The 13,680-nt window shown below is 45.7% G+C and carries 22 protein-coding genes; 13 read left to right on the top strand and 9 right to left on the bottom strand.

What is annotated here, in order from left to right; all coding sequences use genetic code 11:
- The 3 genes from istA (M516_RS26025) to M516_RS25275 all read right to left on the bottom strand — a co-directional run.
- Positions 1-627: IS21 family transposase (gene istA / locus M516_RS26025; RefSeq protein ID WP_238551002.1), on the bottom strand; the 627-nt coding region annotated here is incomplete at its 3' end.
- A 108-nt stretch (positions 628-735) separates the two neighbouring features.
- The gene (locus M516_RS23885; RefSeq protein WP_035290270.1) at positions 736-1,290 is read right to left on the bottom strand and encodes a tyrosine-type recombinase/integrase; all 555 of its coding nucleotides are present in this window, start codon (positions 1,288-1,290) and stop codon (positions 736-738) included.
- A 119-nt stretch (positions 1,291-1,409) separates the two neighbouring features.
- Positions 1,410-1,634 carry a hypothetical protein gene (locus M516_RS25275; protein WP_152523433.1) on the bottom strand — a complete coding sequence of 75 codons (225 nt, stop codon included), beginning with the start codon at positions 1,632-1,634 and terminating at the stop codon, positions 1,410-1,412.
- On the opposite strand from M516_RS25275, the gene M516_RS0117925 reads away from it, so the two are divergent.
- Positions 1,633-1,908 carry a hypothetical protein gene (locus tag M516_RS0117925; RefSeq protein WP_029100332.1) on the top strand — a complete coding sequence of 92 codons (276 nt, stop codon included), beginning with the start codon at positions 1,633-1,635 and terminating at the stop codon, positions 1,906-1,908. The genes M516_RS25275 and M516_RS0117925 overlap by 2 nt on opposite strands.
- 47 nt (positions 1,909-1,955) lie before the next feature.
- Here M516_RS0117925 and M516_RS24960 read toward each other — a convergent pair whose 3' ends face one another.
- Positions 1,956-2,513, bottom strand: a complete 558-nt coding sequence (locus M516_RS24960; RefSeq protein ID WP_081656594.1) for a DUF3231 family protein — start codon at positions 2,511-2,513, stop codon at positions 1,956-1,958.
- Between the two features lie 110 nt (positions 2,514-2,623).
- Complete coding sequence (locus tag M516_RS0117920; RefSeq protein WP_029100331.1) at positions 2,624-2,845, bottom strand: hypothetical protein; 222 nt, start codon at positions 2,843-2,845, stop codon at positions 2,624-2,626.
- 508 nt (positions 2,846-3,353) lie between these two features.
- Here M516_RS0117920 and M516_RS0117915 point away from each other — a divergent pair.
- The 4 genes from M516_RS0117915 (at position 3,354) to M516_RS23880 (ending at position 6,437) form a co-directional block, all read left to right on the top strand.
- Positions 3,354-3,620, top strand: a complete 267-nt coding sequence (locus M516_RS0117915; RefSeq protein ID WP_029100330.1) for a hypothetical protein — start codon at positions 3,354-3,356, stop codon at positions 3,618-3,620.
- A 270-nt stretch (positions 3,621-3,890) separates the two neighbouring features.
- Positions 3,891-5,114 (top strand): IS21 family transposase, encoded by a 1,224-nt coding sequence (gene istA, locus M516_RS24955; protein ID WP_081656422.1) that lies wholly within the window; start codon positions 3,891-3,893, stop codon positions 5,112-5,114.
- Positions 5,111-5,878 (top strand): IS21-like element helper ATPase IstB, encoded by a 768-nt coding sequence (istB, locus tag M516_RS0117895; protein ID WP_029097781.1) that lies wholly within the window; start codon positions 5,111-5,113, stop codon positions 5,876-5,878. The genes istA (M516_RS24955) and istB overlap by 4 nt, the downstream gene beginning before the upstream one ends.
- A gap of 229 nt (positions 5,879-6,107) precedes the next feature.
- Positions 6,108-6,437 (top strand): BC1872 family protein, encoded by a 330-nt coding sequence (locus M516_RS23880; protein ID WP_035290176.1) that lies wholly within the window; start codon positions 6,108-6,110, stop codon positions 6,435-6,437.
- Positions 6,438-6,453: 16 nt separating this feature from the next.
- Here M516_RS23880 and M516_RS0117885 read toward each other — a convergent pair whose 3' ends face one another.
- Together M516_RS0117885 and M516_RS0117880 are read right to left on the bottom strand one after the other, a co-directional pair.
- On the bottom strand, positions 6,454-6,903 hold the full coding sequence (locus M516_RS0117885; RefSeq protein ID WP_051188289.1) for a DUF2243 domain-containing protein: 450 nt from the start codon (positions 6,901-6,903) through the stop codon (positions 6,454-6,456).
- A gap of 344 nt (positions 6,904-7,247) precedes the next feature.
- A complete protein-coding gene (locus tag M516_RS0117880) occupies positions 7,248-7,604 on the bottom strand; it encodes a group I truncated hemoglobin (RefSeq protein ID WP_029100328.1) in 357 nt (118 codons plus the stop codon).
- A gap of 114 nt (positions 7,605-7,718) precedes the next feature.
- Here M516_RS0117880 and M516_RS25725 point away from each other — a divergent pair, with 114 nt between their 5' ends.
- From M516_RS25725 to M516_RS0117845, 8 genes are all read left to right on the top strand, one after another.
- Positions 7,719-8,195 (top strand): hypothetical protein, encoded by a 477-nt coding sequence (locus M516_RS25725; RefSeq protein ID WP_193746993.1) that lies wholly within the window; start codon positions 7,719-7,721, stop codon positions 8,193-8,195.
- Between the two features lie 39 nt (positions 8,196-8,234).
- The gene (locus M516_RS0117870) at positions 8,235-8,435 is read left to right on the top strand and encodes a hypothetical protein (protein WP_029100327.1); all 201 of its coding nucleotides are present in this window, start codon (positions 8,235-8,237) and stop codon (positions 8,433-8,435) included.
- A gap of 308 nt (positions 8,436-8,743) precedes the next feature.
- On the top strand, positions 8,744-8,950 hold the full coding sequence (locus M516_RS0117865; RefSeq protein WP_029100326.1) for an XtrA/YqaO family protein: 207 nt from the start codon (positions 8,744-8,746) through the stop codon (positions 8,948-8,950).
- Positions 8,951-8,967: 17 nt separating this feature from the next.
- On the top strand, positions 8,968-9,171 hold the full coding sequence (locus M516_RS25270) for a DUF6199 family natural product biosynthesis protein (RefSeq protein WP_152523432.1): 204 nt from the start codon (positions 8,968-8,970) through the stop codon (positions 9,169-9,171).
- Positions 9,172-9,274: 103 nt separating this feature from the next.
- Complete coding sequence (locus M516_RS25720; protein WP_193746992.1) at positions 9,275-9,442, top strand: hypothetical protein; 168 nt, start codon at positions 9,275-9,277, stop codon at positions 9,440-9,442.
- Positions 9,443-9,571: 129 nt separating this feature from the next.
- The gene (locus tag M516_RS23870; protein ID WP_051188288.1) at positions 9,572-10,471 is read left to right on the top strand and encodes a DUF6973 domain-containing protein; all 900 of its coding nucleotides are present in this window, start codon (positions 9,572-9,574) and stop codon (positions 10,469-10,471) included.
- Positions 10,472-10,497: 26 nt separating this feature from the next.
- Entirely contained in the window at positions 10,498-10,725 is a 228-nt protein-coding gene (locus tag M516_RS0117850) for a hypothetical protein (RefSeq protein ID WP_029100325.1), read from the top strand.
- A gap of 504 nt (positions 10,726-11,229) precedes the next feature.
- A complete protein-coding gene (locus M516_RS0117845; RefSeq protein WP_029100324.1) occupies positions 11,230-11,508 on the top strand; it encodes a hypothetical protein in 279 nt (92 codons plus the stop codon).
- 111 nt (positions 11,509-11,619) lie between these two features.
- Here the strand turns inward: M516_RS0117845 and M516_RS0117840 are convergent, their stop codons facing one another.
- On the bottom strand, positions 11,620-12,495 hold the full coding sequence (locus M516_RS0117840) for an SDR family oxidoreductase (RefSeq protein WP_029100323.1): 876 nt from the start codon (positions 12,493-12,495) through the stop codon (positions 11,620-11,622).
- 95 nt (positions 12,496-12,590) lie between these two features.
- Positions 12,591-13,031, bottom strand: coding sequence for an Rrf2 family transcriptional regulator (locus tag M516_RS0117835; protein ID WP_370512136.1), 441 nt, complete (start codon positions 13,029-13,031; stop codon positions 12,591-12,593).
- Positions 13,032-13,680 lie beyond the last annotated feature (649 nt).

The raw sequence follows: 13,680 nt of genomic DNA, 5'->3' as shown, positions 1-13,680 counted from the left end.
AAGAAGGAAGCCGTGGTGGCTGGCAAATCGGGAAAAACGCTCATTCCAGACGGGATGGCCCTGTTCATCTCTGTCTTTCACAACGGTCTTCATGTTGTCGTACAGCATCACCTCCGTACCCCCTCCAAAATACTCAAAAGCCCGATGGTGACAACTGATGAGCGTATCCAACTTCTCATCTTCAGTGAACTCCAGATACATCATGCGAGAATAGCTGAGGACCATGACAAACGCATAGAGCCGTTTTGGTTTGCCGTGCCAGTCCACCGTAAACCGTCCCCAATCGACTTGGGCTTGGTATCCGGGATCTGTTTCAAATCGGACGGTGGTTTTGCTGATGACGGTGGGCCGGAACGGTTTCATGAAGACTCGCAGAGTGGTAATCCCACCGGTATACCCTTTTGCCTTGATTTCTTCCAGGATAACTCTCGCATTCAGGCAACCTTCCTCCATTCGGCGGCGAACGTAATCCTTGAACGGATCCAGCTTGCCGAGACGAGTGACCTTTCGCTGATAGGATTCAGGTTCCTTCTTGTTTAGCCACTTACGAATGGTTTTTCGATCCCTCCCCATTTCCTGCGCGATCCGAGTAATACTCATGCCACGTTTCCTCATCTCGTGAATCATGTAAAACTCCCCATTCTTTACCATAATTTCTCTCTCCTCCAAGGAGAGAGTCTGCGATGAAAATGGGGAATTTTCAACCGATTCTATTGGGGATTTTATCGCTGATCTTCACATGATCCGGTATTTGTCTCCTTTTCCATGCCACACGGTGATCGACGCTTCCTCAAAGTTTACGTCCTCGATCTTGAGGTTGGTCAGTTCGGAAATCCGCAGGCCGGTATATCGAAGGGTTTGAATGATGGTGTAGATTCGTTTTCCTTTGTCTTTGTTTTGATTAATAACGGACAAGAGCCTTTCGATTTCTTCTTTGGTCAGGTATTTGGGAATGCTCTCCGGCTTCTTGGGTGCCTGGAGGCGGTTGCTTGGGTTTTTCTGAATGTACTCCTCCCGTTCGAGGAAACGGAAGAAGGAGCGAAATGTTGCGATCATCCGAATGATGCTGTTGGTCTTGTAGTTTTTCTCCTCAGTCAAGTACCGAAGGAATGTACGTAAATGATGCGTTTCGATTTCATCGACGAAGGGTTCTACCTTCCATTGGGAAAGGTAGTAGCGATGGAATTGGGATAAATCCTTCTCGTATCCTTTTATGGTCTCGCCGCTGCGATTCACCTCCACTTTCAAGTATGTAAGGAATTCCTGAATGGCTTCGAATAAGGCGATCATGCGAACTCTCCTTTCCCCAGGTTTTGTCTGATTCTTAGCTAGTTAGCTGGTGTCATGAACACACCAATGACTCACGATAGTCGCCTCCTAAAAATACAAACATACGTTCTGTTTGTGGGTTAAAAAGAAAAACCATGTCTTGCTTTGGTTTGTTCGTGAAGCCATATCTCGATGATTTTGGGAGGACAGCCGGTAATGGCTGCTGCTTGATCAATTGTCATTCCATCTTCAAAACTCAGTTCATCCAGGAGCAAGGATGCGGAAAAGAGGTGAGCCTCTTTTTCCTGGATGCTCAGACGTTTCCAATTGAGACGGTGGCTGTCCACTTGAAACGTAAGAGGCATGAAGGATTTGACCACTGCAGCGGGAGTTATTGAGCTTGTTTGTGATGCGGATCGACCGCTTGGACGAAATGTGATCACGATCGGGGAAATAGTCGAGCTTCATCTGAAGGCAGAAAAAGAAAAAAGCACGAAAGTCGCCAAGGCGGAAGGCGGCAACAGGCGAAGAGAGGTCCTTTGGATCAATCCTGTAGCGGTGAACCAGATGGAGCAGCAGACGATTTTCTCGCTGCCAGGTGTGCAGCTCGGGTTATTTAACAAGATGCTCATCATGTAAAAAGACAAAAGGCCACCCCATATCTAGGGTAGCCTTCTTGAAAAACTTTATACATGGGCAGGTTCGGGTGTTTGCAGATGAAGTGGTGGAGGAACTAACCATCCCTTCTCTTTGTTAATACGTAACAGTCGGGCTCCGTATGTTGCTTTCGACATATGGAATTGACCAAACATCATCCCAATATCTTCACGAATTGACTGTCCCATAATTTGGCTGCATGATACTAATCCAGCAGCAATATCTAAAGATACACGAGCTGCAATTTCTGGATCATTGAACCTTGCACCAACAGGGATGCTTTCTAAAGTTGCTGTTGGACGTTCTGGTGGAGAGGGTGGCAAACCAATTCCGTTGATTTTGAGTAAATTTTCAATTTGCTCGATTTCCTGCTTCATATTTTGCGTTAAGTCTTCAAGAAATGTTCGTAAATCCTTGTCGCCAGTGTGGTTAATGAATGTTTGATAACCTGCCAACAATCCTTTGGTTACGGTAAGGTAACTCCAAACACCAAAGACTTCACCGTAATGCATTGGCTCGTTTTGTGGATTTCCGCTTAAAATTCCCATAACTGTCCTCCCAGCATTGATTAAAGTTGTAAGATCCATTTGGGTTCTCCTAACTGTAAAGATTTGACCCAAATGTATCTTTTACAGGGAGCTCGAGATTTATTATGGGAATTATATACAAGTTTCAATTTGTTAAATGAGGGCATGGATTAAGTAAAAATGTTGAACAACCAAATAACAATCCAAATTGTAACTGCTATAAGTGCCCATATAAGCATCTTTATCCACCAAGGTCTTTTTTGTTGTTGCTGCTGCGCTTGATTGTCGAGTTGCTTCTTTTTCAGTAATAGTGGCAGCTGTGAAGCGACGATTGCAACAACACCGGAAAATATCCAAAACCGCATAGTTTTCTTGGTTTCATTAGTCCCCATGTTGGTTCGACCTCCTATCACCGTATAGTGTTTCCAAATTGGAGGGCTTGCATTGGGGAGCAGGTCTAAGGTGTTTAACACGATGTGTAACGTGAAAACTTGCTCACGAGATGATAAAACTAACCATCACCCCCACAGCGAAACTAAAAAGGGATGCCACCCAATACTCAAATTTGTAAGGGGAGTCGGAAATCAACCACTTTGTTCCCAATAACGGTAGACATAAATACCCTACAGCTATCAAAACTCCAAGGGCACGATATTCAAATGCAGGTGGATGGAGAGGTGGACCAAATAATCCGATTCCAAAGAAAAGTACACCAGATATTTGTAATACGAGATACGCTGGGACACCAATCACAAAATTAAGAAGAAAAATAATGACAACAGGAACCTTTGTCAAATCGATTCACCCACCTGATTACGCATGATTGATTTAGTTTGACATCAAAGGTGACTAGACCTCTAATTTTACAAAATAGTTACTCAGATAAGGGAGGAAAGAACCATGAAATACTTTGAAATCCATTCTCCATATTACGCCTTGGTGAAAGCAGAAACGGTAGAGAAGGCGATTGAAATCTATGTGGAGCAAGTAGCCGATGACGACGGCACTTTGCGCGAAGAGATCAAGGAAGTGGATCGGGATTACGCGCTTATCCAGTTTGCCAGAAGCGAGTCGGAGGACGGAGACTTTATGCCGGTTTCCGAGACTTTGGACAAGTTCCACAGAGAGAAGAGCGAAGTGCTTCTGATTGACTCTGGGCTGTTGTAAGGGCGATATAGGGAGCGGCCGTCTGCGGCTGCTCCTGGATCACAAAAGTTCAGGGAGGCAAGACCGATATGAGACTGACCGAAAAACAAAAGGCCGTACTGCTGGCACTGACCAATGGGTGGCAGACGCCGGCGCAGATCGCAAGCAAGATAGGATACTGTCACCGCCGGGATATAATTGACCCAGGTTCGCCGGAATGAAAATGACCCACCCTTAGCGAATATATCCCCTTCGAAAATAGTCCGCCAAGACAACTTCGGAGGGAGACACATGCTAAGGAGTGGGATAGTGATATCGTTACATACCATGAGGGCAGAAGGCAAGAGTATTCGTGAAATTGCCCGTCTAACGGGGAATTCTCGAAATACAGTTCGCCGATATCTCCGGGGTGAATTTATCCCCGAAAAGGGAACCCGTAGATCTCGTGGTTCCAAGCTTGATCCATTCAAACCGTTCCTGCAGGAACGGCTCCAAGAGGGTATCTATAACTGTGAGGTTTTATTCGAGCTTCTACAAGAAAAGGGATACACCGGAGGGCGCACCATCCTGAAAGACTATGTGAAGGACTTCCGTCCTCCCAAACAAGTTCCCGCTGTTCTTCGTTACGAGACGAAACCTGGTGAATACGCCCAGGTTGATTGGGGACTGTGTGATTATGTAGATCTGGACGGTACGGTCCGAAAAGTGCCGGTATTTGTCATGGTATTGGGGTACTCTCGTGCCACCTATATTGAATTTACCAAGCGTTGTGACATCTACAGCTTTCTGCGCTGTTTGATTCATGCATTTGAATACTTTGGGGGTATCCCTAAAGTGATGCTGACCGATCAGATGAAAACAGTCGTACTTGGTATGGGAGACGATCGAAAACCCCGCTGGCATCCGCTTTTTGCCGACTTTGCTGCGGCGATTGGGCTTGTTCCAAAAGTATGTAAAGTCCGCCGCCCTGAAACAAAGGGAAAAGTGGAACGAGGCGTTCATTACGTAAAAAACAACTTTCTTCCTGGCAAGCGCTTCGTTGATTTACAGGATCTCAATCAACAAGCCCTTCACTGGTGCGAACGAATTAACCGCCGTATTCATGGAACAACCGGTGAACGTCCCACCGACAGACTCCGTGAGGAAAATCTGTCGCCCATCCCTTCCGTTGATCGGTGGGAAAAATATCTGCATGAACCCAGACAGGTCAGCCGAGACGGATTTGTTAGCTACGATGGTGTGCGATATGGGGTTCCATGGAGGTACAGTGGACGTGAGGTAACCGTGCGAGAAGTGAATGGGTGGGTGGAAATCTGGGCCGACGGCACATGTATTTCCCGACACCAAAAGGTCTATCGATCCCGTGCAACTGTTTTTTGCGAAAACCAGTATGCAGGTCTTACGATCGCTCAAGGATATGCTTATCCACGTCCGCAAGCCCGACAGATTTCATCGCAGCAAGTGGAAGTGCGTTCGCTGGATGTCTATGAGCAGCTGACAGGGGTGGGAACATGATCGAACTGGAACAGGCACGGCTACGTCTCGAGGAACTTGGACTTCAGCAAGCGGCTCTACTCTTAGATGCCCATTTGGAAGCGGCAAGCCATGGACAGCCCACCTATCTGTCCTTTCTCAACATGCTTCTAGATGCAGAGATAGCGGAACGTCAGAAACGGAATATGGAGGTACGCACCAAACTCGCACACTTGCCTTACCGAAAAACACTGGAGGAGTTCGATTTTACTTTCCAACCCAACATTGACGAACGGATGATTCGAGAGTTGGCCACGATGACTTTCGTAACCCGACACGAGAATGTCTTGTTCTTAGGGCCTCCCGGAGTAGGAAAAAGTCATCTGGCGGTGGCGTTGGCTGTAGAAGCCATCTCGCAAGGGATATCCGTTTACTTTGTCAGTCTCTCGCATCTCATCGAGGATCTGCGAAAAGCTTATGCGGAAAACAGGCTGGATAAACGCCTCCGCATCTATATTCGACCAAAGCTCCTCGTTATTGACGAGATTGGCTACTTACCGTTTGACAGTTTGGCAGCTAACCTCTTTTTCCAGGTAGTAAGTGCAAGATACGAGAGAGGGAGTATTCTGTTGACCAGTAACAAGAGTTTTGGTGAATGGGGGGAACTGATGGGTGATCCGATACTTGCTACAGCTATTCTGGATCGTCTCTTACACCATTCCCACATCGTCAATATTAGAGGTAACAGTTACCGACTACGTGAAAAAATGAGGACTGGAGCCTACGGCTCCCCCTCTTCTACCTAACCAACAAAAATCGCCGGGTGGGTCAATTCAAAACCGGCGATGGTGGGTCAAAGTAAAGTCGGCGTTGACAGATACCACACGGCGTCATACGTCAATCTGCCACTAAAGGTATTGATTCGCGAGGGATTGGCTGAGAAGAAACCCGATACGCGGGGGCAGTACCGGCTGACTCTGAGAGGAGCGTTTATCAAAGACAAGCTTGTAAAAGAAAACAAGGAGGGTCAAGGGTATGACCGAACAGCAGATCATTGAAACGCTGGCAACGAAGGTGATGGGGTGGAAGCAAGTCAATCTTGGGCTATCAATCATTTGGGTGGATGCTGATGGACGGGACGTTTCTGCCCAAGTAGATAGTTGGAACCCACTCCAAAACATTGCCGATGCGTGGATGATTGTGGAACGATTAAACACGGAATTCTACTTCGAGATTTTCCGTATTGCTTTATCTGTTTCTGAAAGTGGGAAGGAGCCGTTTGTCGCATATTTCGGGGCCGAATGCGCCGTCGCTGAAACCGCGCCAAAAGCAATAAGCATGGCGGCGTACCAATTGGTCGCTTAACACATCGGTAATTATGTTAAACAGAGGTTGTTCGGTGCCGTAATAACCATCCTGTGATAAGTAGTAGTAGTGCGAGAACATCATATGAAATGTCGAAAAGGAATTGGTAGGCCCCTGGCTTGACATGGTGAATCTGCAATATGTGGTGATTAACTATACCCTCAAGTAAATTAAATGTGCCGGCACCTATTAAGAAGCTGCCCCAGAAAGTACTTGGTTTGTCTTGAGGGTTACCTTTCCATAACATAATTCCTGAAACAAATATTACTAAGGTCACGAATAAATGAAAAACGCCATCGCTCATAATTTGGTGTACTCGATCGGTGTGCATATTAACACTGTGCCACTGTAGAATTTGATGAAATACGATTCCATCAAGCATCCCAATAATACCTATACCAAACAAAAATGATCCAATAGCTGTTGTTTTCACTTTTTTGCCGACCTCCTTTACCTTCAATAGCATTATTGCCAGTTTAGGATTTTTTTAATGGTTGATAAAAGGTCGGTTACAACGATGATTTAACACAACACACGAAGAGTGAAATGGGGGAGATTCAATGCCAAAACTAATTGGCCTTGTCAAAAGTGGTTCGGGAACAGTCCATGGACAAGAAATCACTAAAAGCGCTGTGCGGCTACAGACATGAAATGCGACACAACTTGTCCTGGTCAGGTAGGTCACATGTAAAATGCGAAAAATGCAAGAAAAAGATTCCGGAAGATGTCATTTAACACAGTTGTTAATGTAATAAAAAAAGCCCCTTCTACAGGGACGAGTAAAATGTCTTTACATGTTCGGACAATCAATTATTTGTACAAGATGTCGTCTCTTAATGACTCCACTTTGCTCAAGGCTTCGTCAATATCACCTTCACTTACACCAAAGTGCGCAAGAGCATCGCGTAGATGCTTAACAATCGCATCAAAATGAACAGGTTGTATATTCATACCTTCGTGAACCTTAGACATAGACCGACCTGTATATTGATTAGGGCCACCTAGCGCATAGCTAATAAACTTAGTTTGATGGCGACGTTGTTTCTCCATGTCAGTGTTCTTAAAAAAGTGGTTAACAGTATCATCAGCTAAAACCAAATCATAAAAGTAATCGACCACTTTAGAAATCGTTTCTTCGCCACCATATTTTTCGTAAATCGATTCCATAAAAACCTCCTTATGATTTTGCTTCACCTTAGATATTCCACAAAGGTTTGTAAATTATGATCGGTATTTCGAAGTTTTTGCACAACATTACGTTTGTATCCAGGAGGGAACGAGATGGCAACTTTTAACCTTTTGCGCGTGGAAGATCGGATATACATCCATTTGGGAGCTGACGAGCAAGACCGGGTGTATCAACTTGCATACGATGGGCTGCCGAATCGCATTGAGATCGGAGAGGCTGAAATAGTCGGCACTGTGGAGTTGACACCTGAACAGTTGGAGAAGATTCGGACCGAGTATGAAAACGGTGGCGAGTGCGATTGGTGCGGCGAAATCGCTACAAAGCTTCGCGATCCTCACCTCTTCGACTTCGCTCCCGGCAAAAGAATGTGCAAGAACTGCTGGAACCATGATCGTGACGTATACCTTGGAAGCTATGGCGAAGACATCGGCCCGTTTGACGAAAACGACGACAGCAAGCAATGCACGGTCTGCAAAAGGTTTTTTGAAGATAAGAAACTGCTACCACTCGACAACGGAGACCATGAATGTGAAGACTGCGCACAGGCCATGAACGACATGGCGCCGTAACTTAACACAATATTTCGGGAGTAAAGGGGAGGATAAAGCATGCACTACAAAACAGAATTCACGCACGGCAAAACGACTTACCACTTGGACTACGCCGTCGGCGACACTGTGGAGTGGCAGAACGGTGCATCCGGTATCACGAAAAGCAAGCAGGGAAAAGTGGTGGCCATCGTCATGCCGGGAGAAGATGCGGTTTTGAAAATGCCGCTTGGAACGGTTCCTAGCCAACTGAAAGGGTAGCGGTTTTCCGGAATTCCGCGCGCGCTTGTAGAAGTGCCGCGGGGAGGTCAATCGGCCAAATGCGACTATTACACGCCGCATGTGAACTGGCCGCGGCTGGCGAGGGATGAACCTTAAAATTATGTAGAACAAGAGAATCGCAAAAACCACACCAAAAAAGAGAACGACGGAAAGTGACTTGTTATCCGCGTCAAGGAGACTATATTCAGGCATATGTTACCTCCATAGAAAAATAGCCCCCTGCCGGGAGCCATGGAAAAGGTGTCCAAAAAATTATACCACGGGTAATCCGCGAGGGGGAATGGAAGATGAGCACACGAGCAAAGGAACTGAAAATCGATATACAGACAATGACGATTACGGTCCCAGTGGGAAAAGAGCCGGCCATGATCCTGGTGGATCCGAAACAAGGGAAAGCCAAGATCGTACCACTGGTGCCACACGGCGAAACCGTGGTAAAATCAAGTCAGGGAAAGATTGCCAAGGTGGATTACCGGGAAAGTGAGTTGTTCTAGACATAGGGGGAAGGCCGGTGGAAATAGTAGCGGTAATTTTTTATGTAATCTGGCTTGCGTTAACCGCTTTTATTGCATTAAAACCACGAGCCTTCTGGAAAACATTTGGTGGTTGGAAGGCAACTAGGAATCCTTCGCCAGTATACTTTTTGTTCATCAGAGTTTTTGGAATCCTGGCCTTTTCAAGTACACTGTTGTATTTTCTCGCTCAAATTAACTGAATCGTTGCCTGATACCGAGATACGGGAGGGCGTCAGAACAATCCCCCAATATATGGGTGTGTTCTGGCGTCCTCTTTTATTTTGCCGGAAAGGAGGACAAGTCGTGGCAAAGGTCAGGGACATTTTGGAGTACAAGCGGAGGAAAGAGAAAGAGTCGATCAGTTTTGCTGAGCACCTGGAGCGTGCAAGGCTGCAGCAACAGCTGCCGCGGGCACGCGGGAAGCCGGCAGATGATCCGGTCACATTGAGATCAAAACGGTGGATGATCTGAAGAAGCTAATAGAACTAGATATCCCACTACAAGATCTAATGGAAAAAACTGTTGAAAGTATATACAAAAAATTATATATATAGGTTATGTGTGGAAAAATTTATTTTAAATAGTATTAGGAGGTATTTTATGTTAAAAAGAAAGGCTTTGTTTTTTTCTTTAGCAATGGTTTTCGCAAGTATGAGCATACTAGCTGGAAATGTTGTTGCAGAAAAAAAGGCAAAAAGTGATTTGAAAACGGAAGTAATTAAAACTTTAAGAAAAGAGAAGAAAGAGGACTCTCCTCTTTATAAAGCCTTGAAAAAAGATCATCAAAAGTATGAGGGAATACACAAAAAGTTTAAAACTGAAAGTTTTAAAAAGAATTTCAAAAAAATTGGTGATGATCTAAATAAGTACCGAAAAGAGCATCCTGATGCCAGTAGTGAAGATTTAAATAACTACCTTATTGAAACTCTTGATAAATATGAAAAAGATTATCATACTAATAAACAACGAGTTGCGAATTCTGATGACGATCTATATGGATATGATGTTGACAGATTGAATGATTTGGAAGAAGCATTGTTGGACGAGGAGCCTGCTAAGGGATATTATGCCATTGCAGCAGGTGTTGAAGCTTGGGATTATACAGTTTACCTCTTTGGAAAAACCAAGTACCCTGGAGGGAAAAATGATGCATTTCGACATGCATATTGGAATATTACAATTGTAATGTTAACTGATGATGATTGGGCTGAAGCATGGACAGATGCACATGAATACGGTCACCCCGCCTACAATAAAAACGATCCAAATGTTAAAATGGATCTCCATAATAATAAGGAAGGGCGATACCGTGCTGCTCAAGACAGATTAGATTTTGAGGACAGTTATTTGGATGCGAGAGAATCAGCTCATACGCTTTATAAAAGTGGAAAACTAAAGTATTTAAAAAATTGGGACAAGTATCCAAGTGATTGGGGGAAACTTATTTTGACATCCTTCACTGGAAGTAATTCTGATTTTATTAATGACCCCGCTTATTAATAGCAAAAGCCAACTGGAGTGAGATAATGAAAAAAGTCACGTATCTTGTTACTACGATATTATTGATATCAGTAGTAATTGTTGGATATCTTTCATTTAATCAAGAAAAGAAATACTACAAGATATCTGATTCTGCCCCTACTGAATTTGTTGATTTGCTGAAAAGGAACAAGCTAGATTTTAAGGTGGAAAAGGATGGTTCTCTTTGGTTAAATGAAAGAGATGAGGCTAAGTATGTGGCTTGTTGTACGTAAGTTGGCTGACTTTCGAACAATAGTAATTAACAATGAATATTAAACTAAAACGAGCCTTAGAGATAATTCTATGGCTCGTTTTACTATTTGCACACTAAAACAAACTCAACTCTAATAGCCGCTGGAGATAGGATGTAATGAGGCATAATCGCCGAAAACGGACGAATTTGGCGGAAATCTAGTTAACATAATGCGTGTTTTCGGCTCCCATTTTTTCTCTTAGTACCAAAAAAGCGAAAAACGTAACGAGGTACGAATTTCGCTTTTGGTTGTCGTGATCGGTTAGTGCTTACGACGACGACGGCAACGAACTAAAACACTCTGACCTTCTCTTAACGTAACGACGATGGGACGGCGTTTTTTGGACATAATTCCACCTCCTCTTTGTTTGATAGTGTATTTTATGAAATACAGCGAAAGGTGCTTGGACGAACCATCACTGTAAACGACCTATTTGCGTATTGATCGGGACACAAAAAAGGGGGGTGAAACAGAATACAGACCATGCTGTTGGAGGAGTTTTACCGGGAAAGGGACTCGAAGCTGCAGGCGGTCTTGGTTGACAACAACGAGGAGCGCCTGACCTTAGACATTGTGGAGGACGGACCGATTGATGGCGAAGTGTTCGAGTATTCCTGCTTTGACGATGACGGCCCGATTTGCATGGACCTCATGGACGCCATCAACAAGGCCGTCACCGGAAAAGGGGACGGCCAGGAGTATTTCAAAAGCCCAAACGTCATGTTTGAAGACTTGGACCTGGACGAGCTTTTTGCTCCATGACCAGGAAGGCAACCTGATCACGGATGCCGCTTTTATTGAGCGAACGAACCCAATAGCGGAATAAATGAAAACCGACCTTTCCATTCTGAAAGATCGGTTTTCCATGTGAGATCAGTTCTGTGTTTGGGAGATTTCATGAACAATGTGACGCAGGGCCTTGTCGATTGGCGTTGTTGGCCGGCCGAGCAGCTTTTCAAAATCGTTGCTCTCGATGTCCAAATGCCCTTCCCGAATGCCGCCCTGGATGGCTACGAGAAGAGGAATGAGGAAGTCTGGCACGCCCGCCCCTTTCATGATGTCGGCATACGTGGCGTCATCGACCTGCTGCACAGGGACTTCCTTGCCTAATACCGTGCCGAGAATCGCGGCCAGTTCTTCTTGTGTCATCGGCTTGCCGGAAAGCTCGTAGATGGTATTCTCGTGTCCGTTCCCTGCCAGCACCGCGGCCGCCGCTTCTGCATAGTCCTGTTGCAGGGCCCATCCCACCTTGCCGGTTCCCGCAGACGTTACCCAAGGCGCTCCCGCCATCACAGCTTGAATGGAAGCAGTCTCATTTTCCAAGTACCAGTTGTTTCGCAAAAAGGAGTAAGGGATTCCGGTTTTCAGGATGGCTTCTTCCGTGGCACGGTGTACGGGAGCAAGGAACAATCGGCTTTCCCGTGCATTTGCCAAGCTGGTATACGCAATGAACTTGACGTTCGCGCGTGCGGCTGCTTCTACCGCATTCGTATGTTGACGAATTCTCGTTTCATTGTCCCCGTCCGTCGAAATGATCAACAGCCGGTCAATCCCTGAAAAGGCCGCATCCAAGGTCTCCGGACGGTCAAAGTCTCCATGACGGACATCGACTCCCCGAACGCGAAGGCCTTCCGCTTTCTCCGGATTGCGGACACTTACAGCGATTTGACTCGCCGGTACCGATTTCAACAGCGTCTCTACCACTTTCGTCCCCAGTTTTCCTGTGGCGCCAGTAACCAACAATTTCATTGCCGATACCTCCATGTGTTTGTTGTAATATATCATGTTATAACACAAATAGTTACAACAAGCGTATAAACAAAAGCTCGACAAGGAGCTTTCATTTATGTGAACCTGCCAATCAGGTCGGCCAACGTCGTTTGTGCCAGCCGTTGTTCCATGGCGGATTGAGCGTCTCTCAATTCGGCCTGGAGGACTTGCTCGATATTCCGCCCAACCGGGCAGCGAATGTTGGGGTTTTCGTGTATGCGAAAGAGTTGGTTCTCCTCTGTCACGTTCACAGCCCGATAAATATCGAGGAGTGTAATCTGGCTGGGATCCTTGAGCAGTGAAGCACCTCCTACCCCCGGACGTACGTCGACCAATCCTGCCTTCTTTAACATACCCATGATTCTCCGGATGACCACGGGATTGGTATTTACGCTTCCCGCGATGAAGTCCCCGGTGCAATCATTCGGACTGACAGCAATCAGAGACAGGGTATGCACAGCAATGGAAAATCGTGTGCTGATTTGTTTCAAGTGAACCACCACCGTTGTAACCATTTTAGTTACTTCTAAGCGTTATGTCAAGATCCGTACCAGAAGGGCTCACTTATCCGTATACGTACAATTGCTTGACGAGGCGGTAAGGTTCCAAGGCCGCAAAGAGAGGATGTTCATCTAAAAGGGGCTTCTGCGTGGACGGAAGCATCGAATAGGCGATGGGATCAGATAACGCGGATTGCATGAAACATGGACTAGCAACCTATAGTATGATCTGGTAAATTATCCCTAACCCTGTTGGTATGTATGTGTGGCAATACACAAAGAGGCCGAGCCCGGGACGAGGTGGCAGACCTTCCTGATGCATATGGGGATCGGGTTGCTGGCCGCTGTCATCTTTTTTGTTATGGGTTCGTTTTTCCTTACGGTATATGATCCGTTCTGATGACCATTCCTTTTCCCGGAATGCAAACGTTCATGTCGTGAAACGTGTTCCTCATGCATGTACAACATGTGTGTGATCGGAACGCCGATTTTTTCTTCTGCCGGACAGCACCAAAAAAGCGAAAAACGTACCAGGTAGCTGAATAGAAATACTTCCGGTACAAATTTCGCTTTTTGGTTGCCGTGATCGGTTAGTGTTTACGACGGCGACGGCAGCGGACTAAGACGCGCTGACCTTCCCGTAACGTAATGACGATAGTGCGGC

Source organism: Brevibacillus thermoruber 423 (assembly GCF_000454065.1).
Taxonomy (GTDB): domain Bacteria; phylum Bacillota; class Bacilli; order Brevibacillales; family Brevibacillaceae; genus Brevibacillus; species Brevibacillus thermoruber.
The sequence above is the reverse complement of the archived record's forward strand: the minus strand, read 5'-3'. Positions and strand labels throughout refer to the sequence as shown.

Bases quoted from the DNA above. Each gene is read 5' to 3' on its own strand.
- M516_RS23885 (WP_035290270.1), bottom strand. From the start codon at position 1,290: ATGATCGCCTTATTCGAAGCCATTCAGGAATTCCTTACATACTTGAAA.
- M516_RS0117925 (WP_029100332.1), top strand. From the start codon at position 1,633: ATGAAGGATTTGACCACTGCAGCGGGAGTTATTGAGCTTGTTTGTGAT.
- M516_RS25275 (WP_152523433.1), bottom strand. From the start codon at position 1,634: ATGCCTCTTACGTTTCAAGTGGACAGCCACCGTCTCAATTGGAAACGT.
- M516_RS24960 (WP_081656594.1), bottom strand. From the start codon at position 2,513: ATGGATCTTACAACTTTAATCAATGCTGGGAGGACAGTTATGGGAATT.
- M516_RS0117920 (WP_029100331.1), bottom strand. From the start codon at position 2,845: ATGGGGACTAATGAAACCAAGAAAACTATGCGGTTTTGGATATTTTCC.
- M516_RS0117915 (WP_029100330.1), top strand. From the start codon at position 3,354: ATGAAATACTTTGAAATCCATTCTCCATATTACGCCTTGGTGAAAGCA.
- istA (WP_081656422.1), top strand. From the start codon at position 3,891: ATGCTAAGGAGTGGGATAGTGATATCGTTACATACCATGAGGGCAGAA.
- istB (WP_029097781.1), top strand. From the start codon at position 5,111: ATGATCGAACTGGAACAGGCACGGCTACGTCTCGAGGAACTTGGACTT.
- M516_RS23880 (WP_035290176.1), top strand. From the start codon at position 6,108: ATGACCGAACAGCAGATCATTGAAACGCTGGCAACGAAGGTGATGGGG.
- M516_RS0117885 (WP_051188289.1), bottom strand. From the start codon at position 6,903: ATGCTATTGAAGGTAAAGGAGGTCGGCAAAAAAGTGAAAACAACAGCT.
- M516_RS0117880 (WP_029100328.1), bottom strand. From the start codon at position 7,604: ATGGAATCGATTTACGAAAAATATGGTGGCGAAGAAACGATTTCTAAA.
- M516_RS25725 (WP_193746993.1), top strand. From the start codon at position 7,719: ATGGCAACTTTTAACCTTTTGCGCGTGGAAGATCGGATATACATCCAT.
- M516_RS0117870 (WP_029100327.1), top strand. From the start codon at position 8,235: ATGCACTACAAAACAGAATTCACGCACGGCAAAACGACTTACCACTTG.
- M516_RS0117865 (WP_029100326.1), top strand. From the start codon at position 8,744: ATGAGCACACGAGCAAAGGAACTGAAAATCGATATACAGACAATGACG.
- M516_RS23870 (WP_051188288.1), top strand. From the start codon at position 9,572: ATGTTAAAAAGAAAGGCTTTGTTTTTTTCTTTAGCAATGGTTTTCGCA.
- M516_RS0117850 (WP_029100325.1), top strand. From the start codon at position 10,498: ATGAAAAAAGTCACGTATCTTGTTACTACGATATTATTGATATCAGTA.
- M516_RS0117845 (WP_029100324.1), top strand. From the start codon at position 11,230: ATGCTGTTGGAGGAGTTTTACCGGGAAAGGGACTCGAAGCTGCAGGCG.
- M516_RS0117840 (WP_029100323.1), bottom strand. From the start codon at position 12,495: ATGAAATTGTTGGTTACTGGCGCCACAGGAAAACTGGGGACGAAAGTG.
- M516_RS0117835 (WP_370512136.1), bottom strand. From the start codon at position 13,031: ATGGTTACAACGGTGGTGGTTCACTTGAAACAAATCAGCACACGATTT.